This window comes from Corynebacterium sp. c7Ub_26 (assembly GCF_053760365.1).
The window spans coordinates 265,652-287,295 of sequence record NZ_JBSNBL010000004.1; the positions used below are offsets into that span (position 1 = coordinate 265,652).

General features: G+C 60.1%; 16 protein-coding genes, 1 tRNA gene and 1 pseudogene. 6 read left to right on the forward strand and 12 right to left on the reverse strand.

The window, feature by feature from the left end:
- Positions 1 to 81: 81 nt before the first annotated feature.
- The 3 genes from ACWORE_RS08615 to ACWORE_RS08625 all read right to left on the reverse strand — a co-directional run bounded on the left by ACWORE_RS08615 (position 82) and on the right by ACWORE_RS08625 (position 5,640).
- Positions 82 to 1,713, reverse strand: coding sequence for a carboxylesterase/lipase family protein (locus tag ACWORE_RS08615; protein WP_406605186.1), 1,632 nt, complete (start codon positions 1,711 to 1,713; stop codon positions 82 to 84).
- Between the two features lie 71 nt (positions 1,714 to 1,784).
- Positions 1,785 to 3,986, reverse strand: coding sequence for an FAD/NAD(P)-binding protein (locus ACWORE_RS08620; protein ID WP_455303533.1), 2,202 nt, complete (start codon positions 3,984 to 3,986; stop codon positions 1,785 to 1,787).
- 46 nt (positions 3,987 to 4,032) lie between these two features.
- Entirely contained in the window at positions 4,033 to 5,640 is a 1,608-nt protein-coding gene (locus ACWORE_RS08625; protein WP_455303534.1) for an alpha/beta fold hydrolase, read from the reverse strand.
- A 350-nt stretch (positions 5,641 to 5,990) separates the two neighbouring features.
- Between ACWORE_RS08625 and ACWORE_RS08630 the strand changes: the two are divergent.
- The 3 genes and pseudogenes from ACWORE_RS08630 (at position 5,991) to ACWORE_RS08640 (ending at position 8,974) form a co-directional block, all read left to right on the forward strand.
- Positions 5,991 to 6,982, forward strand: a pseudogene (locus tag ACWORE_RS08630) (FecCD family ABC transporter permease).
- 16 nt (positions 6,983 to 6,998) lie between these two features.
- Entirely contained in the window at positions 6,999 to 7,790 is a 792-nt protein-coding gene (locus tag ACWORE_RS08635; protein ID WP_455303535.1) for an ABC transporter ATP-binding protein, read from the forward strand.
- 92 nt (positions 7,791 to 7,882) lie between these two features.
- Entirely contained in the window at positions 7,883 to 8,974 is a 1,092-nt protein-coding gene (locus ACWORE_RS08640; protein ID WP_455303574.1) for an ABC transporter substrate-binding protein, read from the forward strand.
- 65 nt (positions 8,975 to 9,039) lie between these two features.
- Here the strand turns inward: ACWORE_RS08640 and ACWORE_RS08645 are convergent, their stop codons facing one another.
- Together ACWORE_RS08645 and lpdA are read right to left on the reverse strand one after the other, a co-directional pair.
- Positions 9,040 to 9,285 carry a DUF6767 domain-containing protein gene (locus tag ACWORE_RS08645; RefSeq protein ID WP_406605191.1) on the reverse strand — a complete coding sequence of 82 codons (246 nt, stop codon included), beginning with the start codon at positions 9,283 to 9,285 and terminating at the stop codon, positions 9,040 to 9,042.
- An 87-nt stretch (positions 9,286 to 9,372) separates the two neighbouring features.
- Positions 9,373 to 10,782 carry a dihydrolipoyl dehydrogenase gene (gene lpdA, locus ACWORE_RS08650; protein WP_455303536.1) on the reverse strand — a complete coding sequence of 470 codons (1,410 nt, stop codon included), beginning with the start codon at positions 10,780 to 10,782 and terminating at the stop codon, positions 9,373 to 9,375.
- 170 nt (positions 10,783 to 10,952) lie between these two features.
- Here lpdA and ACWORE_RS08655 point away from each other — a divergent pair, with 170 nt between their 5' ends.
- Positions 10,953 to 11,798: a hypothetical protein gene (locus ACWORE_RS08655; protein ID WP_455303537.1), complete on the forward strand. Its 846-nt coding sequence runs from the start codon at positions 10,953 to 10,955 to the stop codon at positions 11,796 to 11,798.
- Positions 11,799 to 11,824: 26 nt separating this feature from the next.
- Here ACWORE_RS08655 and ACWORE_RS08660 read toward each other — a convergent pair whose 3' ends face one another.
- Positions 11,825 to 12,793, reverse strand: a complete 969-nt coding sequence (locus tag ACWORE_RS08660; protein WP_455303538.1) for an alpha/beta hydrolase family esterase — start codon at positions 12,791 to 12,793, stop codon at positions 11,825 to 11,827.
- 90 nt (positions 12,794 to 12,883) lie between these two features.
- A complete protein-coding gene (locus tag ACWORE_RS08665) occupies positions 12,884 to 14,275 on the reverse strand; it encodes an MFS transporter (protein ID WP_455303539.1) in 1,392 nt (463 codons plus the stop codon).
- Positions 14,276 to 14,422: 147 nt separating this feature from the next.
- On the opposite strand from ACWORE_RS08665, the gene ACWORE_RS08670 reads away from it, so the two are divergent.
- Positions 14,423 to 15,301, forward strand: a complete 879-nt coding sequence (locus ACWORE_RS08670; protein WP_455303540.1) for an oxidoreductase — start codon at positions 14,423 to 14,425, stop codon at positions 15,299 to 15,301.
- 73 nt (positions 15,302 to 15,374) lie between these two features.
- On the opposite strand, the gene ACWORE_RS08675 is transcribed toward ACWORE_RS08670, so the two are convergent.
- The 4 genes from ACWORE_RS08675 to ACWORE_RS08690 all read right to left on the reverse strand — a co-directional run bounded on the left by ACWORE_RS08675 (position 15,375) and on the right by ACWORE_RS08690 (position 18,097).
- A complete protein-coding gene (locus ACWORE_RS08675) occupies positions 15,375 to 15,536 on the reverse strand; it encodes a hypothetical protein (RefSeq protein ID WP_156441652.1) in 162 nt (53 codons plus the stop codon).
- Positions 15,533 to 16,405 (reverse strand): hypothetical protein, encoded by an 873-nt coding sequence (locus tag ACWORE_RS08680; RefSeq protein ID WP_455303541.1) that lies wholly within the window; start codon positions 16,403 to 16,405, stop codon positions 15,533 to 15,535. The genes ACWORE_RS08675 and ACWORE_RS08680 overlap by 4 nt, the downstream gene beginning before the upstream one ends.
- Positions 16,406 to 16,560: 155 nt before the next feature.
- Positions 16,561 to 16,636: transfer RNA gene (locus ACWORE_RS08685), tRNA-Thr, on the reverse strand.
- Between the two features lie 108 nt (positions 16,637 to 16,744).
- Positions 16,745 to 18,097: a DNA polymerase III subunit delta' gene (locus tag ACWORE_RS08690; protein WP_455303542.1), complete on the reverse strand. Its 1,353-nt coding sequence runs from the start codon at positions 18,095 to 18,097 to the stop codon at positions 16,745 to 16,747.
- A 119-nt stretch (positions 18,098 to 18,216) separates the two neighbouring features.
- Here ACWORE_RS08690 and ACWORE_RS08695 point away from each other — a divergent pair, with 119 nt between their 5' ends.
- Positions 18,217 to 19,749, forward strand: coding sequence for an adenylate/guanylate cyclase domain-containing protein (locus tag ACWORE_RS08695; protein WP_455303575.1), 1,533 nt, complete (start codon positions 18,217 to 18,219; stop codon positions 19,747 to 19,749).
- 59 nt (positions 19,750 to 19,808) lie between these two features.
- Here ACWORE_RS08695 and ACWORE_RS08700 read toward each other — a convergent pair whose 3' ends face one another.
- A complete protein-coding gene (locus ACWORE_RS08700; protein ID WP_455303543.1) occupies positions 19,809 to 21,503 on the reverse strand; it encodes an AMP-binding protein in 1,695 nt (564 codons plus the stop codon).
- Between the last annotated feature and the right edge of the window lie 141 nt (positions 21,504 to 21,644).

Genomic DNA, 21,644 nt, shown 5'->3' on the forward strand with positions numbered 1-21,644 from the left:
ATGAGAAGAATCGTTAACAGGAATAGACACATTGACAAATATAGTAAATGCAGCGAACTAACGATTCCTTATTTGGCGAAATTAATTCGTTAGATCAACGTCTGACCAGGCCCGGCGCAGCTCACCCGACGGATCTTCCGCTGTGTGCTCGCCCGCATTAAAAATCTGAGTAGCAAAGCCATCACTAAATGGTGGAAATTCTGGATTACCGGAATGAATAAAATTCTTCCATCGACTTTGCATGACGGCACTGGTGGCCCGCATCTGATCGTGACCACCCAAATACAGCGCATCAGGGCCTTTGCCGGAATCGTAGCGCTCAAATAAGAGGGGGAGGTCGAGGGCGTGCGTCGCACCCAGCCCTGACAACCGGAGCGACGGCGTCAACATATCGAGCCGATACATCCAGACTTTCCCTTGTGGCCACCGGGACGCTAATTGCAGTGACGATGCCAAGAACAAGGCGTCGCCGGCGAATCTCCCGCACTCCGCGCGGGTCCGGCCACCGCGGTAGAACTCTGCCAAAATCTCCGGGGCGCTCCCGCCGATGGACTGGGCCAGCCGACGAATGCGCGCGCGTTGGGCGCGGGTGGACATGCGCTCCCACCGCATGACCAGGTATTCATCGGCGTTCGTCCCGATCAGAAGCGGGATGTTCGCCGCCGGGGTGCCGTCGTCAAGAGGTTCTTCTCGACGTTCGTCGCTTCGTTCGTCGGGGGCAGTTGGTTGGGGAACAGCCAGAGGATGCCGAGCCATCAGGTCCCCGTCGACAGTGGGCGCGAAGGGGCCGGAAAACTCGAGGTACTCGTCGTTAATGACGTTCAGCCGTTCGGTCAGGTGCGCGAGTTCCATGGCCGAGATGCCGTTGAGGTCGGGGTTTTCGGCCCGCGCGCGATCTGCCCACCGGGCGGCGGCTGCGGGTGAATGGACCATGGCGACGGGCGGGGATTGCGCGATGGCTCCGGCGATGATCCCGCGGAGTTCCGGCACCGCGGTCAGCGCGGTCACCATGGCGCCGCCCGAGGACTCGCCCATGATCGTGATGCGCGCGGGGTCGCCGCCGAATGCCTCGGCATTGTCGTGGACCCACCGCACGGCCGTGACGAGGTCTGATAAGCCAGGGTTGGAATCTGCCCTGGTCGTGGACTTCGTGCCGACGACACTTGCCTCGTCGGCCGTGTAATTGAGCGACAGCTGCCCCAAGATTCCCACACGATAATTGACCGCGACGACCACCGCGTCCATGGCTTGCGCGAAATACTGCCCGGTCAGCAACGGTTCGTTGGCAGAGCCGTGAACGTTGGACCCACCGTGGAAGTAGACGACGATCGGACGTCGGGCATCCCGATTAATCATGTGAGACTGGCCTTTGCCCGAGCGCCCTTCGCTCGACCGAGCAGCCGTATTCGGAACAACAACGTTGAGCCACAGGCAGTCCTCAGAGCCCACCCACCCCACGGACTTGTTGCGGTATTGAGCGCAATAGTCGCCGGGATGGTCCGCGATCAGCGGTTCCGTCCACGGTTCCACCGGTTGAGCACGCCGAAATCGCAAGTCACCGCGCGGCGGTTGCGCGTACGGAATTCCGCGGAAAGCAACGACGCCTGTCTCGGCATGCCCTTTGATCGGGCCGGTCGTGGTCTCAACAATCCAGGCGTCGCGGAAGCTGTGGTTGCGTCGCGACTGGGTGCAAGCGTGTGTGTCAGCGTTCATGGCTCCGGTCATGGTGTGGGCCAGTGTAGAGGAAGTGTGGCCAATGATGTCGAGACTGCTTGCCGACGACGCTACCCACGGGCGACCCCGAGCGCACTTGCCGCTGCCGCATCTGTTTCCTGCAGCATCAGCGGATCGGTCCCCGGCATCGGCGAAATGGTGGTATCCGCACGCATCTCTTGCAGCGGAATGCCCAACATGTGGACGCGCGGATCGATCGTGCCGTCGGGGTGGATAATCCGGCATGTCGCCATGTCGACTTCGGGCGCGCGAGTCGCGGTGGGATGAGGTTTGGCGCTACCGTCACGGTTCGCACTGCCGTCGCCACGTTTCGCATCGTCCTCATGCGGCGTATGCAGGGCAAATGGTCTCATTCTTCCCGACGCCACCAGCGCCCGCGTCACCGGATCGGTACTCCTATTGACGTTCGGTTTGTGCTGCCACGCGTCGATTAGCGTCGTTGAGTACATCGGGCGCGCACCGGTGGTCGGCGAAGTCAGCACGAACTGCGGTTCGTCGTCGTGGTCGGTGGTGACGCCGATGATCGGATCTGCGCCCGCGAAAACGACCAGGCCAGCGTCGATAAGGGCGATCAGCTCCGCGGTACGGAACGCGGGCGGCCCGGAGCCGACGTTGGCACCGATCCGCACGAACTCGGCGTAGTCCCCTCTGCGCGACTCGGACGTGAATTTTCCCGGTTCGTCAGCGATGGCGACGGTTTTGCGCGCGGCTCCGATGACCTGCAAACCCGCTTTGACCGCGGATTCGCGGCCCCGGCGCGCTTCGGCCAGGTCATTCTTCAACGCCTCTTTGACCGCCTCGGTAAGGGCGCGGATGGCAGATTCAGCGTCTGCCGTGTCCGGATTCATCGCCTCCGGCAGCTCGGCCGCGATCCTGGACATCGGATCGGCATAATAGGGCAGGTCAAAGCGGTCCACGGGGGCGACCAAACCGTCGAGCCGGGGATTATCGTGAAGCGACCAGGGGTCTGTTGCCGGGTCGTCGATAATGCGGAGTGCCTCGTCGGAGTCGCGAAGAAGGACGCGATAGTAGGCAGCTTGCGCGTCGCGCAGGATTGCTAGCCACAGGGTTGTAGAGAAATCGATGCTGCCCGCTGGTGGATCACTGGGCAAAGCTTGAACGGCAGCCTTCAGCCGAGGCATCGGTGCCGCCGGCGGAAGCGAACCAAACACGGGTTTCGGCTGGTAAGGGTACCCGTGGTGGGACGTCACGATGAGCCGCGGTTCCCGACCGGAGGGCTTATAGGTCAGGTCCAACGGCGAGGACGAGGCGCGCTGGAAATCCCCGCCGCGGTCGATGGTCAACCTGGCCATGAGGTCAAAGAACCCCATGCCCAGTCCCCGAACGATGACGTCGGGCCGGTGCTCGTGTAGATCTTGCTGTGCCGACTCACGGGCAGGGTGCCCACCAGCAACACGGTCAAGGTCCTGGTCAGCGGGGTGCCCGGGGTGGATCCAGGTCAGGTTCGGGTGCGCGTCAACACTCGCGGCCAGCACCGATTCGGCGGTGTTCGCGGTGGTGTCCGTCCACCCGAGCGCCAAAATGGTGGCGTCGGCGTCGATGGATGTTCCGTCGGAAAGTGTGATGGTGTCCTGAGAACTCTGCTGCCCAGCGTGTGCTTCTTGCTTGCCGACGGGACCATCGGTGTCTCCATGCCCATCCGCGCCAGCATCGCTAGGCCGAATATCGACGGCACGGGCGTTGTGAATATGCACGGTCACGCCCGGAATTGCCCGAAGTCGGTCCACGGTGATATCGAATACCCACCGCAGATAATGCCCATATAACGCGCGCGAAGGATGCGATTCAGGACGGGATTGACGGACTTCTTCCTCGTAGTCCGCGGGCATGGTGGGCGGGAATTCGCGGAACAGCTCCGTTTTCTTGCGTGCGCGGGAGGAATCAGAATCCGTCGGCCGTGGCTGTACAGCATCGCCGCGGAGCAATTGAAACCACTCGTAGAGCGTCGGGCCTTCCAGAACGGGACCACGCACACTCGATCCCGGTTCAGTGAAGAGCGTCACCGCATCTGCCAGCGTGTTCATGCATAACGTGGATGATTGGTCGGTCCGCCACACACGGCCCGCGCCGGGTTCGACGTCGTCAATAAGGTGAATAGCGACGTTGCCAGCGGAGTGCGCGGACTTGTCATCGGCTGACGCCTGATCTGCCGAGTCCCGCAAGAAACTTCCGAGGCGCTCCACGACCGAGATCGCACGTGGTCCGCCGCCAACAATCGCTATCGTTCGCATAGTGCCACGGTAGCGCCCGGCCCTCAGCGAGAAAAGACAGGGCTGTCTATTCCCCATTCATATACTCAGCGACCACGTCGGCGGCCTGATCAAAGTCATTCACCAACACACCGTGGCTGTAACCCGGATACATGTGAAGGTCGCCACCCATCGCGTCGCGCATCTCGGGGGCTCCCGTTCCGGTGACCGCGGTGTCCTTGTCGTAACCGAGGTGAAGCGGCTTAACCTTCAGCTTGTCCCCGGACACCTTCTTGAACGGTGTGTTCGTCGGCCAACCATCGCAGTACGCGCCGCTGGCCAGCATGTTTTCGTTCAAATCAATGATGTCCCCCGGCACAATAAGGGACGTGTAATAGGGGATCAGCCTGGATCGGTCGAGGGCCGTCGCGTTCTCATTACAGGAGACGACGTTGCCCTGAATGGTCATCGCCTGAACAAGTTGTTGCTGAATTTCCAGCTGCTTCTGCTCCTCCGGCGTTGGTTCGCGGCCATTATCGTTCTCATCCGCGTCCGACGATTCTCCCGCGCTGGCGTTCGTATCCCCCGCCTGCGTCTTCTTCGTGCTCAGGTATTCCGCCAGCTTGGGCCACGATTTTTGGCTATACAGCGTCCCCATCACCATCGAGTTCGGGTCGGCGAATTGATCCGGCGAAATCGCGTCGGTATAGAGCTTCACCGCATCGATCACCCTGCCGGTCCGCCACGCGACGAGGTCAGCCGCGTTCACCAGAGCCACGGCAGCCTGTGCATAATCGTCGGGAATTGCCTCGACATCGTGACGGTCCGCCGACTGCGGACGAACAGGAGCCGACACCCCGTACTCGTCATGAATCACGGCGGCGAAGGATTGATACACCTCGCGCGGTGTGGTCCCCAAGTGATACTCGCTGTCCCGCTCAGCGACCCACGAGAAGAATTCATGTATCGCTTCATGCCGGATAGCTTGTCGCTTTTCTGCGAGACGGAAAACAACGTCATTGGGGGACGCACTCGAATCGAAAATCGCTTTATTAGTATGTTCCGGAAATAAAGTGGCATACGTACTCATCAGCGGCCCTCCATAGGAAAGCCCATAAAGATTGAGCTGCTTTTCGCCCAAAAGTTTCCGCGCTTCTTCTAAATCACGTGCCGTATTTTCTGTATTTACTGTTTTTGTGTACCCCGGATTATGCGATTCGCACGCCGCATAAAGCATTCCCGCCGTCATATAGGGCGTGGCGATGGCCGGCTCACAATTCAGCGGAGTACCCCACGTCAACCCACGCGGCTCCACCGCAATGAGGTCATAATTCTTGCCGACGCTCTCAGGCAGATGAACCGCCTGCGTCCCTTCGCCTTTATCGCTGGGGTCGCTAAACATGCCCAGCGCGTCGCCACCAGGCCCACCCGGGTTACCCGCAATAACACCCTTCTTCTGCCCACTAGCGGGGATTTTGCTCATGGTGAGTTCGATGGTCCCCGACGACGGATCGTCGTAGTCTTTCGGAACGGTGAATGTTGCGCACGTCGCACGGTCGGCCACTCCCGACCCCTCTGGGCATGGCCCCCACTTCAGTGGCGATAACGGTTGTTGCGCATCCCCGGCATGTGCTGGAACCGCGGCGGAAAAGATTAACAGTGTGCTGGCTAGAAAAGCTGCGCCGTGTTTCTTCATAATTCACCTTTCTGAGTTACCGTCCATGTATATCAATAGATAAAGCGCGCGCATATCAATAACACGCGCAGGCGGCACATCGTGGTGGGCATCCGAGACGCATTTTCGCTGTTCATCCACCCGTTTCAGCTTTTATAGAAAATGTGTTTTACTTTCGGTGAGTGTTTTCTGGAGGTTCATCGAACCGTTCCCTGCTATAGATTTCGCCAAGGAATCACGTGAATAACGGTTGTACATCGTCACCACCCTGCACGTCGTCGCGACGACGGATCCGCGGGGTTTCGTTCGGGCGTCGCTCCCGCCGGGATCCGTCCGAGCACACGCCCCGGCGCGCTCCGCTCTGGCTATTCCTGCTGATAGGAGCGGCTGCACTGATCATCAGCCTTATTGCATCGACAACGTTTGGTTCGGCCCAGTACGACGTCGGCCAAGTATGGTCTGTCATCCGCGCGCATCTCGGGGGCGCAGGAACACCAGACGCGTCGTTGGATTCCGTGGTGTGGGATTTGCGTGCTCCGCGGGGTGTGTTAGCCGCAATCGTCGGAGCCGGCCTAGCGCTGGCTGGCGTCGCCATCCAAACTCTGGTCAGGAATCCGCTGGCCGACCCGTATTTGTTGGGGATTTCGTCGGGTGCCAGCGTGGGGGCAACGTCGGTCATCACCCTCGGGTGGTTTTCGCGCTCACCGGCGGGGCGTTGGCCGGGGCGATAGCCGCCACCCTCACGGTGTACTTCGTCGCTATGGGGCAAGGCGGGCTGACACCGCTGCGGCTCGTCCTGTCCGGTGTGGTCATCAGCGCCGCGTTCAGCGCGATCGCCAACTTCATGATCTTTAAGTCGCCCTATGGGCAGGCCGCACAGGGCGTGATGTTTTGGATGCTGGGTTCGGTCGCGGGCGCTACGTGGTCCAAGCTGTGGATCCCGTCGGCTATTGTGGCTGTGACTTTTGCGCTCCTCATGGCGGTATCGTCGCAGCTCGATGCGTTAGCCGCCGGCCCGGACACGGCCGCTGCACTGGGAATCAATGTTGCTGTGCTCCGCCAGTGCCTGTTCTTCCTTCAAGCGATCCTGGTGGGTGCGCTGGTGGCGGTGTCGGGCGGAATTGGTTTTGTCGGCCTGGTGATCCCCCACATTGCGCGGCTCCTCGTTGGCCCTCGTCACCGTCGGCTTGTTCCCGCAGCCATGCTCTGCGGCGCGATTTTCCTGGTGTGGGTGGATGTTCTGGCGCGCGTCGCCGCCATCCCGCAAGAGATCCCGCTGGGTGTCGTGACCGGCATCATCGGCGCCCCGGTGTTCCTGATGCTTATGGGGCGCTCGCACTACAGGTTCGGGGGTCAAGAGTGATGTTTGGGGGCAACCAATGACCACACTCAAAGCGCGCAATGTCTCGTGCTCCATTGCACATTCGGACCGAGTCATCCTCCGGGACGTGTCATTCACCGTTCCATCTGGCGGCATGACGGCCATCGTCGGCATTAATGGCGTCGGTAAAACCACCCTCCTTCGGGTCCTCGCTGGTATTCACCGCCCTCATTCTGGTCGTGTTCTTATCGACGACGGTACCGACGTCCACTCTCTTCGCCCGCGCGACCGGGCGCAACGCATTGCTTTCATCGGCCAAGAGGAAGCGCCGCCGGATGATCTCCTCCTCGGCGAAATGGTGGCCTTGGGGCGGATTCCGCATCTGAAGCCGTGGCAAACCGGTGGGAAGAAGGAACGCGACGTTGTGACCGCGTCGCTGGAGGTCGTCGGCCTCGCGGACAAGATCGATCACCGGTGTGACCAGCTTTCCGGCGGAGAGCGTCGTCGAGCCATGTTGACCCGCGGATTGGCCCAGGATACGGACCTTGTTCTTCTGGACGAGCCCACTAACCACCTGGATGTCCGGTATCAGCTGCTGCTTCTCGACGTGATGCGGGCGTCGGGGCGCACGATCTGCGCCACCATTCACGACCTGGATTTGGCGTTTACGCACTTTGACCACGTCATCGTTCTTGGCGACGGTGGTGTTCTTGCGGCCGGGCCGCCCGAAGAAACGTTAACGGAAAGCACCGTTGCGCACGGCTTTTCCGTGAATTCCACCCATATTTCTACCGCGAACAATTCTCTCCATCTCGTGGTGGAAAGCTTACGAAAGGATACTGCACCGTGAAACAGAACACTGTGAACGACACCAAGAAGTTAAAACTCAGCGACGGAGGCCGACGTCGCCACCCCGGGAGGACCATTGCGACCTCGGCGCTCATGGCCAGTCTGATTATGGCTCCGCTGGCAGCGTGCTCCAGCTCGGACAATTCCACCAGCGCTAGCGGCGGAAATGAGGGCGGCAACTCGGGCCCGGTCACCGTCAAGAATTGTGGGAAGGACGCCACGTATCCCTCGACGGCGAAGCACATGTACGTCAATGACGGGAAGATGATTGCCACCACGCTGGCGGTGGGCGCGGCGGACAATATCGCGAATGTCAGCAGCCTGCAGGATGACAAGGCAATCCTTGAGGCCAAATATGGCAAGGATGTCGTCGACAAGTTGAAGGTGGATGCGCCGGACTCTCCGTCGCTGGAGCGAATTATCGCGACCAAGCCGGACCTTGTGTTCGCGGGGTGGAACTACGGGTTTTCGGAATCCAAGAATTTGACGCCTGATGCGCTGAAGGATCACGGGATTGAGTCCTACATTCTTTCCGAGTCATGCCGGCAGGGCGGGTCCGACAAGCGCGGGACGATGGATCCGTGGGATGCTGCGAAGACGGATCTCACCAATATTGGGAAGCTGACTGGCCACGACGATAAGGCGAATGACGTGGTCAAAGATGTGGATAAGCGTCTGGACGCGTTGAAGCAAGCTCCCGCGGCTGGGGGTTCTGATAACGCTGAGGGCTCCGGTAAGCCGCCGGTAACGTTCGTGTTCGACTGCGCGAAGGACACCATTTTCACCTCCGGCAAGTTCGGCGGACCGCAGGCGATTATCGAAGCGGCTGGCGGGAAGAACGCCACCGATGACGTCGATGACACGTGGACCACGGTGGGGTGGGAGAAAATCGCCTCTGCCCAGCCGGATGTAATCGCCTTCGTGGACTATCCTTCACAAACTTTCGAGGAGAAAGTGAAGATCCTGGAGTCCAACCCGGCGACGAAGAACTTGGAGGCAGTGAAGCAGAAGCGGTACGTCAACCTTCCGTACGCCATGTGGACGTCCGGGCCACTCAATATCGACGCGGCCGAGTACATGCGGAAAGCGTATGAGAAGTTTGGGTTGATGCCGAAGAGCGATATTCACACCGACGTTCAACTGCCGGATTCTTTGGCCGGCCGGGAATATTTCGTGGAGAAGTAACCGCACGCTGGCGGAGTAAACCGCACGCAGGCGGGCACCGGCACCCGCGGCCTGGGCGGGGTGGCTTAAGACGTGTGCCGGTGCGCCAGGTTCATCTGGCGCATGCGTTCCATGAGTTCGGGGTCCATCCGCACCATTTGCACAAGTTGGCAGTCGGCCGGCCCGCTGGTTCCAGGTTGGCACGCGGTGCAGGGTTCGCCGAACCGGATTGGGCAGCGCGCGTCGGGGTGGCTCTTTTTTCGCCGACGCGAGTTACGCGGACGACGGGGACGTTTCCCCTGGTCATCGCGCACACCTCCCCTACTCAGCATCGCTGAGCGGGGTTCTGCGTAGGCGCGAGTGCGTTTCTGCGGAGGGGCATCTTCCTGAGTGTCCTGCCGGGACGCGGCAGGCCCGCCTCAGAGGTTGATCATGTGGCCCAATGTGCCCTCTGCCGCTTCCTTAATTGCCTCAGACAGCGTCGGGTGGGTGTGAACGTTGCGCCCGATTTCCTCAGCGGTCAGGTCGTAACGGGCCGCGAGGGTCAGTTCCGGCAGCATCTCGGAGACGTTAGATCCGACCATGTGTGCGCCGAGGATTTCCCCATATTCGCCGTCGGTCACGATCTTGACGAAACCAGCGGGCTCGCCGAGGCCTTGCGCCTTGCCGTTCGCGGTGAAGGGGAAGCTGGCGACCTTGATGTCGCGGTCGGAGAATTTCTCTTTCGCGGCAGCTTCCGTGTAGCCCATCGACGCCACCTGCGGGTTACAGAACGTTGCGCGGGGCATCATCATGTAGTCGCCCAGGGTTTCGGTTTCTGTGCCGGCGATGGTTTCGGCAGCCACGACGCCTTGAGCTTCAGCCACGTGGGCTAGCTGCAGCTTCGCGGTAACGTCGCCAATGGCGTAGATGCCGTCGACATTGGTGCGCATGAAGTCATCGATGGCGATAGCGCCGCGGTCGGTGAGCTCGACGCCGGTCTTGTCCAGGCCGTAGCCCTCGACCCGCGGGGCGAACCCGACCGAGACGAGAACGCGGTCTACGGTCAGCGTCTGCTGCTTCGACCCGTCCTTCTTCTCAATGTCAACCTCGACAGAATCGCCCTTGTCGCGCACCGCTGTGGTCTTGTGCCCGGTCAGGACGGTGACGCCCAACTTCTTGTACTGCTTGGCGATCTCCTTGGAAACGTCCTTGTCCTCGTTGGGCAGGACGGAATCCATGAACTCGACGATGGTTACGTCCACGCCGTAGTTTGCCAGCACGTAAGCGAATTCCATGCCGATCGCGCCCGCACCGACGATAACCATCGACTCAGGGAGTTCGTCGTTAAGGATCTGTTCCTCATAAGAGACGACGTTGCTGCTGAGCTCGATACCTGGGAGCGTCTTCACGACGGAACCCGTCGCAATGATGCAGTTATCGAACGTGAGGGTTTTACCGGCATCGTCACCGTCGGACACCTCGATGGTGTGCGCGTCGGTGAAGGTGCCCAGGCCGTGGACTTCGGTGATTTTGTTCTTCTTCATCAGGAAGTGAACGCCCTTCACAATGTTGGACGACACCTTCCTGGAGCGCTTGTGAGCCGCACCGAAGTCGAACGACACATCGCCTGAGATGCCAAATGTCTTGGCATCGTGCGTGAACGTGTGCGCTAATTCAGCGTTGCGAAGGAGTGCCTTGGATGGGATGCAGCCCACATTCAGGCACACACCGCCCCAATACTTCTTCTCCACAATCGCAACTTTTTTGCCCAACTGAGCGGCGCGAATAGCCGCCACATATCCGCCGGGACCTGCACCAAGGATAACTACGTCATAATGTTCAGCCACGGTTTTAGGATACGACGCTGCCATCGAGATTTCAGGTAATGGGGGCAATAGCCGTGGGGGTACCTGACGTTCTTGCGCTCTGTGGAGCGCCCATTGCCGCAGGACTACTCCGTCGGTAAATACGTCCGGCGAATGCGTCGGCAATTGCGCAAAGGGTAGCGTATCAGCGTGTGACATTCACTATGATCGCCTACATCGGTGCCGTGTGCGCCGCGATTGCCTACGGCGGGGCCACTATTTTGCAGGCTATCGCGGTGGGGAGGCTGGCCGCGCTTCCGGCCGGCTCGTCGTGGGGTCGCCGTATTCGCGCCGGATGGCTGTACGGCCTCGGCTTGGTGTGCGACTTCCTCGGCTTCCTCATGTCGGCATTGGCATTGCACTCCCTGCCTCTTTTTCTTGTGGAGTCGACGGTGGCGTCGTCGGTCGCGGTGACCGCTGTGCTGGCGGTGGTCGTGCTGCACCAGCGCCTCACCGCGCACGAGGTTATAGCCGTTGCTGTGCTGGTCGCGGGCCTGATTGTCCTGGGTGTGACGGCCGAGGAAGGCCCGGCGCGAGCTGTAGCTTGGTGGGTTGGTTGGGGCTTGTGCGCCCTCGCGATTCCCCTTGCCGCAGTCGCGGCGGTGTGCGTCGTCGCCTCTCAACCCCGATGGACAATGACGACCGGGATTGTTCTGTCGGTCATCTCGGGGCTGGGCTTCGGTTTTGTCGGCGTTGCTGCCCGCTTGGTGACGGTGCATTCGTCGATACTCGGCTGGCTCAGCGACGCGTTCGTCTGGGCGATGGTGCTGATGGGAGGCCTTGCTGTGGTTGCTTATGGCTATGCGTTAGATCGATTGCCGACGACGACGGTGGCGGCGCTGTCTTTCGCGTGCGAGACCATTGTTCCGTCGGCGATCGGGCTGATCTGGCTGGGCGACGAAGTCCGGCCGGGGTTGATGTGGTTGGCGGGGGTCGGCTTCGTGGCGGTGCTGGGGGCGTGCGTGCAGCTCTCTAGCAAGGCGGAAGTGGAAGCGTAAACACGGAAGCGTCGACCCCGCGCGCCTTATTTATGGTGCCGGCTCAGAAAATCCCACACCACGTCGGTGGTCTGAAGCGTGTGGTTATACGGGCCTTCCCCGCTTTCCTTTTGGTAGGGCGATCCCGGCCAATTGTGTCCTCCATCAGCGATGGCGAGGTGTTCGACGTCGACTCCCGGGCGGCACCCTCCCCATGTCATGCGGGTGACGCCGGCCGACGACGTCGGCGATGTAGCGGGTTCCGATGCGCATCCCTGTAGCTGCGCGAATGTGCCCGCCAGTTCGGGTGCTGCCACGTAGCGTTCGCCGTGGCTTGTGCCTCCGTCGTAGTGCATGGTTCCGTCTTTGACACCGTGTATTTCCAAGACGGACACGTCGTTGTTTGGCGTTGACCCGGTGGTGCATGATGTGTGCGTCGCGGGATAGTAGGCACCGGCGACGGGCGCCACGGCGGCGAAAGTCTCCGGCATTGTGCAGGCGAGTTTGGCAGCGAATCCCCCGCCGTTGGATTTCCCGGTCGCGTAGATCCGGGTGTGGTCGATCCGGTATTTCCGGTCGAGCTGGGCGAGGATATCGCGAACGAGCTGCGAATCCTTGTCCCCGTCGTTGGTGGTGGCGTAGGGCGCGGATTCCCATGCGCGCTGGGTGCCACTTGTGTCTTTTTCGCCTTGGGGGTAGACGACGAGGGCCGGGAGTCGGTCGAGATCGGTGTATTTCTCCATGAGCGCAGCATTTTGGCTGTGCCCGTGGAAGGCGAAGATCACCGGAAGCGGCGCGGCGGTTGCGTCGGTAAGGGGTACGGATAGTCGGTATGAGCGGGTGAGACCACCCGACTTGATGGTGATGGCGGAGCTAGATGGCCCGTTGAGTTCTTCATCTTCGCTGGGCGACGACGATCGTCGCCGGGTCACGATGACGGCGAAGAGGGCTGCAATAACGAGGCTGATTATGACAGCGGTGGCTATTGCGCGGCGGCGTGGTGAGTGAATCACCACGCCAACAGTATGCTTCCCTAAACGTCACGGTCAAGGGTTAGAGGTCAAGGGCCGGTAATCGAGGCTGGCACCCAAGCGCCAACCCGCCGACTACTCCTCAGCCGTCACGTCATCCAGGTTCTTGCGCGACACCATGAACAAAAGAATCAGGGTCAGCGTCGCCTCGATGGCACCGAAAGCGAGCATGTCCACGTAGTCGAAATCCCCGGACAGCTTGGTCAAAATCATGGGGAAGAAGAATCCGACGTACGTCAGCACGTAAAACGCCGAGGTCAAACCGGCAAGATCATCCGGGCCAGCAAGCCGCTGGACCTCCGTCAGTCCAGAGATCAGAACAAGTCCGTACCCGAGACCCAACAAAGCAGCCACGGAAATGGACCCGACGATGGAGAGTCGCGTCGATACGAAAGCCGCTAATGCCATCCCAATGGCAACGAAGATGATGCCCAAGATGGGGCCGCGCGCGCTGTAGTCAGTGTTGATGCGGTCACCAACTTGCTGGATGCCGAACCCGAATGCCAAGCACACCACCGTGAGGAGCGCGGAGTAGGCGACGGGGGCTTTGACGTGGGAGGACATGAGTGCGGGTGTCACCGCGTAGGCAACGCCGGCTGCCCCGAAGACCCAGGGTGCGATCGGCACGGCGACCGTCAAGAACCGTGGGTGCTTAGCGGTGGGAACGGCCAGGTCAGACCAAAAGCTGCCGTGAACTTTCAAGTGTGCAGACTGGCGAGTTTCCGGTATTCTCACCAGAAAAACCAGGGTGGGGATAGACAGAATGATCTGCAAAATATAGGAAAGCTGCCCTGGGATCGGCCCCCATTGTGCAAGAAGACCAGCAACGCCGGCACCAACTCCGAATCCACCCGTGAGGGCCATCGCTGCTCGGGCCGCACCAGCAGACTTTTTCGCGTGCGGGTCAAACGGCGCCTGAGAAAGCTCTTTCACCCACGAGCCGCCAACAGTCATGGCAATCCCCACGGCCAGGCCGGCGAGAAGTCGGCCAATAAACATGGGGATCTCAGACTTTTCACCGACGGCAATCAAAATCGAGCCGATGATGGCCGCGACCGGCCCCCATAGCATCACCGTCTTACGTCCGTAGCGGTCCGAGAGAGGCCCTAAGAAAACCAAACCGGCCATAATCCCGATCGCGTACGCTCCCAACAGGGAGTCGACAAAGACCGGCGAGAACACGCTTTCACCACGGTAAAAAATGAGGAGCGGTGTGAATTCGTTGCCACCCCAGGCGATCACAAACATCGCCAGTACGACGAAAACCCAAGCGTAGCGATCCGAAGCGTTCGCGGTGGTCGGCGTGGCGGCCCGGAGTTCGTGAGGTGTGACGTCGGCAAGCTGGTCCTGTTGCGTGCTACTTCGCGCACTCGTCGTTGCGGAAGCGGCGCTGCTGTCAGCGGTATGTGGGGCAGGGTCAAGATGTGCGTCTGAGCTGTCGCTCTCAGACGATTTCGGGGAGGACATGGCCTTATCGTAGGAGTGCCCAGTTTTCCAACGAAATAAAATCGCGATTTTAGCCCGAAATTACGCAACTCTCACACAAACGACCAATATGTGGTATGGATCATGTTTTTGACGTATCGCCTGAATCGCCGGAAGGGAAGAACAACGATGGCTCGCACGAATCCCGACACATCCCATCCCAATCGCTCTAGCTCACTGGACGGCAAGAAGGTTGCTTTGGTGACGGGCGCGACGTCGGGTATCGGTCGATCGGCCGCGCTCAAGCTGCTCAAGAAGGGTTTTGTGGTTTACGGAGCAGCCCGGCGCGAGGATCGTTTGCGCGAGCTGGCGCGCGACGGGGTGCGCACGCTCCGGATGGATGTGACTGATGAAGACTCCATGAGCGACGGGATCAACACCATTATCGACGACGCTGGTCACATTGATGTTCTGATCAATTGTGCTGGATATGGAGTTGTGGGCGCTATTGAGGATGTCGATCCGGAGGATGCCCGACGACAGTTTGAGGTTAACGTGTTCGGTCCGATGGCGTTGGTGCGTTTGGTTGCTCCGCATATGCGCGAGCAGGGTGAGGGCCGGATTGTGAATGTGTCGTCGATCGCGGGGAAGGTTCCTGCCCTGCTCGGCGGTTGGTATCACGGGTCGAAGTTTGCCCTGGAGGGGCTGAGCGATTGTCTGCGCTTGGAGCTGGAGCCGTGGGGAATCGATGTGTCCGTGGTGGAGCCGGGCCCGGTGAAGACAGAGTGGCCGCATATTGCTCAGGAATCGATGGAGGAAACCAGTGAGGGTGGGGCGTATGCGGAGATGGCGCACGCGGTGGCGGAGTCTGTTGAGTTTAAGCACCGTCCGGGAATGGTGTCCCGGCCTGGGACTGTGGCGCGTGTTGTTGTGAAGGCCGCGACGACTGAGCGGCCTCGCACGAGGTACGCGGTGGGGCCATTGGCGAAACTCACGGTGCTGTCGCGCCGCCTACTCCCCGACCGAGCTGTGGATTTCTTTATCCGGAAAAGCTACAAGCTCGGATAGGCGGGATGTGGAGTCGCCTGTCAGAATTGAACTGGCGATATTCTCATGACGGGTGTTTGCCGACGCAGTGCGCCTACCAACGCTTCTTACGCTTGCGAGAATTATCTTTCTCGTCCTTCAAGAAGTCGAATCGCGTCCGAGGGTACTTGGCGAAGTACTCCTCCGGGTTCGTCTCAAGGAGCTTGATGCGCTCCGAATAGGTTGCATCGAATGTGATGTTCTTTGGGCTGGTCACTGAGGCTCACCTCCATGGCGTAGGTCAGAAACAATTCTACCCGCGCGGTCGAAAGAATCCATGTTAATTTTCGGCACTCCTCCCTGCGCCACAAACGTCGTGGCCAACGACGAGCCGTACTTCATCAGAAGCTTCTGGTCAAAACTCGTGAGCCCATCAACCGGCTTAGCATCAACGGTGAGCAAGCCAAAAAGGCTATTAACTGCGAAAACAGGGGCCACTGCGAACGATCCGTACTCGAGCTCCTCATCCGCTTCCGGCCCCGTGAGCTGACGGGTATCATGCACAAGTCGTCCTCTACCTGTCAGGGCGAGCATGAGTGTCGGCGATTCGGGAGTAAACACTCTGCTAGACACACGCCCCATTTCACCGATCCTTCCCCATGATGCTGCAGTAAGGGTCGCGCGTTCTGGCGAGGTGACTTCGAAATAGTTCACCGACACCCCAACGTCGGGCCCCAACCTGTCGCTAACGACCCTCAGCACTATGTGCCGTGCGCCTGACAGTTGTTCCTTTCGATCCCTGGCCCCGAGCTCAGGGTCCGAAGCTCTCAATATCAAGGCATCGAGCATGTTGATCTCCGAGAGCAGCTCTTGGACCGTGTCGCGCTGTTCGCCTTGTTTGTGCTCCGTGAGTTCCTTCCGGTGTCGCTCTCTGAAGGCTCGAAACCCGATTGCAGTCACCGCGACAACAATCCCGACCGCCAGCACCCATCCCCTTGTAGCACCCTCGAAGGCGAACGCCGCACCAGCGGCCGTGGTGCCTCCGAAGGAGAGTATCTCGGAGAGGAATGTCCCTCGTGTACCCAGCCATGTGAGGACCTTTGGCTCTGGCAAGACCAGGTCGTCCCCATTAGCAATCTGCATCACGTGTATACCCCCTTATCCCACCCGTGATGTGTTCGGGAATTATTACGGAAAGATCCCGAACGCCGACACACAACCAGGCATGATGCCTCGTGTTCCCCCAGTCCGCAAAAATGCGTGAAGCCCCAGGCACAACCAGAATTGTGCCTGGGGCTACGTGGAGCCGCCTGTCAGAATCGAACTGACGACCTTCTCATTACGAGTGAGATGCTCTACCGACTGAGCTAAGGCGGCATGAAGTACCTCGACGCATATTACCTGAACCAGTCGTGGGACCAAAACGTAGCCCTCACCTCGCGATTCGTGCGATAAATTCCCGGCCCCGCCACGACTTCCCTCGCCCTACTCAACAGGCCCGGTTACGCATATTTGCCGCAACCTGCCCACCATCGCGTCGAGCGCTCCTTCTTGCCGGACCCCTGAAGCGAGTAACTCGCGTCCCATCCGAACAGCATCAACACACTGAAGCAGCTGCTCAGGTGTGTTTCGTCGGGCTAGTTCGGCCGCTGTATTCGCGTGGTCGGGGTGGATGGCGGGCACACCTCCGCCACCAGCATTCACACTCACCATGAGCGCATCGCGGTAAAGCCCCGCAATATCCATCAGCGAGAGATCCAACAGGTCAATGACCATGCGCGTTCGGCGGTTTTTCTGCTTCGTTTCCAGTTCTTTCATCGCGCCCGCACTCCCCCGCTGCGCTTTCGCCGCACCACGCCCTTTCGCACCAACGCCAAGGGCCTCCCGCAACTTCGCCAGCTCAGCCTCGTCGCGTTCAGCGGTGGCCGCCTCGGCTTCCTTCTTTGCCGACGCCACGAGCTCCCCGGTGTACAGGTACGCGTCGCCGTCCTGGTACACCTTTTCCGGGACACGTAGCGCCCGTTGCCGCTGAGTGCGCGCTTGTTCGTCCGACGCCAACCGCTTGGCCCGTCCAACATGCCCGCCCGACACAGACGCCGCCCAATCAATCTGCTTGTCGGTAAGCCCGACGGCTGCGTCGTCGGCAAGAATGTGTTTGACCTCGTCTATTGAGGGCGTAGGGATGTACACGTGTCGGCACCGCGAACGGATCGTGACATGGACGTCATCGGGGTCGGTGGACGGCGCGCAGAGGATAAACACCGTCCGCGGCGGGGGCTCCTCGATGGATTTCAGCAGAGCGTTGGCGCCGGCATCGTTGAGCCGGTCCGCGTCTTCGACGATCACGACTCGCCACTGTGCGGTGGTGGGCATGCGCGAGGCCGCCTCGATCATGTCGCGCACCTGTTTCACCGGGATGACGACGCCTTCGGGCACGATCGTGACGATGTCCGTGTGCGTTCCGGCCAGGGCGGTGCGGCAGGCTTCGCATTGCCCGCAACCAGGTGTTTTTTCCTTGCACATTAACGACGCGGCGAAGGCTTTTGCGGCGACGGAGCGGCCCGCGCCGGGGGGCCCCGTGAAGAGCCAGGCGTGGGTCATGTGGGCGGATTGGTGCGCCGACGCAGGCTGGCCGGCGGGAGCGGCGTCGTCGGTTGTGGCGCTTTCCCTATCCGCCCCACTCCCGCTATCCACGCCATTTTCACCCAACCCACTCCCGCCACCAGCAATCTCCCGGGCAGCATACACCGCGTTCGTGAGTGTTTCGCGCACAGTAGGGGATCCCACCATCTGCCGGAGCAGCGGGGGTTCAGGGCGGTCGGTGGCGCGAGAATTCATGGGAATAGTGTACGTTGCGCCCAGGACATGCCATGCCGGCGATATGTGGGGCCAAGCCACCGCCCGATATGCGCGGCCGAGACACCGCCCGTCGCACCGATTGACCAGTTATCCTATTGATTATGACTATTCAGGAGTATCTGCGGTGGCTTCGGGGGACGTCGTGGCCTTTGTATGCGGCATTGGTGCTTCTGGCTAATATGGTCGGCGCGCTGGCTGTGGGCGCTTTCCTCCGGTTCCTGTTGCCGCTGGAAGAGCGCGACGATCTCACGGATTTTTCCAGTTCAGTGGGCGTGCTCTACGCGGTGTACTTCGTGGCAGCCGTGGTGGCAGGCATCGGCTGTACCGTTTTCCTCTTTCAGTCGGTGCTGAGGTGGCAGCGCCACCCTGACCGCTTCGATCCGATCATGATCCGCCATTTGGTGCTGCGCATCCCCGCTTTCCAGGCGTTCCTGGGCGCGGCTCTCTGGCTCATTGGTGTGGTGATCTTCACGGCGGTGGCCGCTACTCGTTCCGCGAGCCTCGCCGTGTCGGTGTGCGTGACGGCTCTTCTGGGCGGTGCGCTGGTCACGATGCTCACGTACTTCATCGCGGAGCGTCGCGTGCGCCCCATCGCGATCGCCGCTCTGACGGTGAACGCAGATCGTACCTTCCTGGAGCCGTCGATTAGCGGGCGCATCCGCCAAGTATGGGTAACGACGACGGCCATCCCCGTGGTGGGAATCGTGCTGTTGGCGGTGGGTGCTCGCCAGGGTTTTTTCTCCAGCGACGCGGCGAGTCTGATGCCCGCGGTGGTGGCGCTGGCAGTGACGTCGTTGGTGACCGGCTGGGCCGGTGCTGCATTGTTATCGATGAGCATTGCGGACCCGATTGACGAACTCCACGATGCTATTCTCCGTGTCCGTCGTGGTGAAACGGATACTGATGTTCCCATCTACGACGGTTCAGAGATTGGAGTTCTGCAGGCTGGTTTCAACGAGATGATGCGCGGTTTGCGGGACCGCCAACGTGTGCGTGACGTTTTTGGCCAGTATGTGGGCATTGAGGTGGCGCGCCAGGCGATAGAGGAGAATCCGGTGTTGGGGGGCGAGGATCGCCTGGTTGCGGTGCTATTCGTCGACGTGATTGGTTCGACGACGTTTGCGGTGAATCATCCGCCGGAAGACGTTGTGGAAACGCTTAATCAGTACTTTGATCGAGTTGTAGAGATTGTGCACAAGCATCGTGGGATTATCAATAAGTTCGAGGGGGACGCTGCGCTGGCTGTTTTTGGGGCTCCGCTGCCACTTGACGACATCGCTGGTCACGCGTTGGCGGCAGCGCGCGAGCTTCGGGCGGAGTTGCGCGGTTTGCGTCTGCAATCGGGCATTGGTGTGGCTGCCGGGCACGTTGTGGCTGGCCACATCGGTGCCCATGACCGCTTTGAGTACACAGTGATTGGGGATGCGGTGAACCAGGCGGCGCGGTTGACGGATTTGGCTAAGGACACCCCCGGCCGTGTTTTGACGTCTGCTGCGACGTTGCGCCGTGCGAATGAGGCGGAGCAAGCACGGTGGACCGTGTTGAAGTCCGTGGAGTTGCGCGGGCGAAAAGAGATGACCCAGTTGGCGCGGCCTATTCGCCCCACGCTTGCTGACCGTTCGGAAAGGTAGCCTCGAAGAGGTAGCGCCCGCCCCCACTCGGCGGCCGACGACGCTCCTAACTTCTTTCCCTACTCGACGGTGGAGTGGCCTGGGAGCTTCTTACGGATAACTTTGCCCATGGGATTGCGGGGGAATTCATCAACGAAGAAAACGTCGCGTGGGCGGTGCCCCTCAGACAATTCATTGACAACGTGCTCGCGGACTTCGTCGGCGGTGATCGGGTCGGTGCCTTCTCCTCTGATGACATAGGCGCGGATTGCTTGGCCGTATTGGTCGTCAGCAACTCCGTGAACGTAAGAGTCATGGATCCGCGGGTGTGAAACCAGGACATTTTCGATCTCGATGGGGAAGATTTTTTCGGCAAACTGGGTGATGATGAGGTCATCGCCGCGGCCGAGTACATGGAGCATGTTGCCGTCGGTGATGTAGCCACGATCGTGCATGCATATCGCTCCGTTGATGGTGGGGATGTCTATGTCTTGGTCGGTGTATCCAGCGAAGAGGTCATACACGGCGACCCAGATGATGCCGATCTCGCCCTCGGGGACCAGGTTGCCGTCCTCGTCACGGATGTCGACGATTTCACCGGGGTAGATGCGCCCACTGAGTGCGGTATCTGCGGCGAGCTCTTTGGGTCGGGCGACGGCGATCGGGCCAGATTCCGAACTCCCATAGAGGTTACAAAGAACGGGTTGCGCGTCGGGGCCACCGAATTTTTCGTTAGTCTTTTCGATTTCGTGAGCAGCTAAGGGGCTACCTGCCGAGACAATGAACTGAAGCCCGTCGACGTGGTCAATTCCTTCGTTATCCATATAGGAGACGATGGAACGAAGGCGCGATGCAGCCGAGCACATCGCCGTGGCGTGGTAGTGCTGGATATCACGCAGTGTTTCTTCCGGAGAAAAGCCCCGTCGAGCAATGATGGTGAGTTGCGTGAATAAGGATAGGACGAGGTTGGCCCATCCGTAGTCATGGAAAAGAACACTGGTGAGGATGACGGTAAGACCGCGCTTCCAGGGGATTCCTGAGACTAACGGGGCGGCCCCTTGGGGTGACTTAAATGCGCCGCGGATGACGCCCTTGGGCATTCCCGTGGTTCCCGACGTCATGACCACGTGGAAGCCTCGTTTCGGCCTCGTGGGTAGCGAGTCTGTTACTCGAGCCTGGCCGATGATGCCCTCCATGGTCTCGTAGTGCTCGGAATTATCAGGATCGTCGACGTGGCCTAGGATGATGTCATATTTTTCTGTGGCATCATCTGCGAGCATGGGGAGGAATTCGTCGTCGAGGATGAAGACGTCAATATGGTTGAATGCCAGCACGTGCTCGAGCTGTTTTGCCGACGTGTTCGCGTTGACCATAAAGATGTTGAAGCCCAGCATGTGACGGCATGTGAGAGGAAGTATGGCCGCTCTGCCATTGCGGGCTAAAACGGCGACGTTGGTGCCAGCCTTCACTCCTCGGGCTTGGAGCGCCCGAGCTAGGCGGTTGGTGAGCTCCCAAAACTCGCCGTAGGTGAGTTCGCCGTCATCGTCTACGAGCCCTAGGCGGTCCGGATTCATCCGGGCGGCCATGAATAACATCGTTGTTTCTAGCGCTCCCCAGCGATAGAAGCTCTTCGCTGCAGCAGCGATGTCGCCCGCCCCCATGGGCTCAAGAACTTCAAGGTCCTTGAGGATACGCAAAAAGTAGCCAAACTGCTGAAGTTTAATTGTCGCAGGTGCTCCGTGGTTAATCCGCGGAGTGAGCGTGAAATTTGACATGGACTGATCCCCAAAACGGTTTTTCAACATAAACAAGGTCGATTGGGATATTATATAGTTCAACAGGTACTGAGTACACTTTTCTACGGCGTTAATTAAACACCCATCAGCGTGCCCTCGTCGTAGAATATCCACTACAAC

Bases quoted from the DNA above. Each gene is read 5' to 3' on its own strand.
- ACWORE_RS08620 (WP_455303533.1), bottom strand. From the start codon at position 3,986: ATGCGAACGATAGCGATTGTTGGCGGCGGACCACGTGCGATCTCGGTC.
- ACWORE_RS08635 (WP_455303535.1), top strand. From the start codon at position 6,999: ATGACCACACTCAAAGCGCGCAATGTCTCGTGCTCCATTGCACATTCG.
- ACWORE_RS08690 (WP_455303542.1), bottom strand. From the start codon at position 18,097: ATGAATTCTCGCGCCACCGACCGCCCTGAACCCCCGCTGCTCCGGCAG.
- ACWORE_RS08645 (WP_406605191.1), bottom strand. From the start codon at position 9,285: ATGCTGAGTAGGGGAGGTGTGCGCGATGACCAGGGGAAACGTCCCCGT.
- ACWORE_RS08615 (WP_406605186.1), bottom strand. From the start codon at position 1,713: ATGAACGCTGACACACACGCTTGCACCCAGTCGCGACGCAACCACAGC.
- ACWORE_RS08700 (WP_455303543.1), bottom strand. From the start codon at position 21,503: ATGTCAAATTTCACGCTCACTCCGCGGATTAACCACGGAGCACCTGCG.
- ACWORE_RS08665 (WP_455303539.1), bottom strand. From the start codon at position 14,275: ATGTCCTCCCCGAAATCGTCTGAGAGCGACAGCTCAGACGCACATCTT.
- ACWORE_RS08670 (WP_455303540.1), top strand. From the start codon at position 14,423: ATGGCTCGCACGAATCCCGACACATCCCATCCCAATCGCTCTAGCTCA.
- ACWORE_RS08625 (WP_455303534.1), bottom strand. From the start codon at position 5,640: ATGAAGAAACACGGCGCAGCTTTTCTAGCCAGCACACTGTTAATCTTT.
- ACWORE_RS08640 (WP_455303574.1), top strand. From the start codon at position 7,883: ATGGCCAGTCTGATTATGGCTCCGCTGGCAGCGTGCTCCAGCTCGGAC.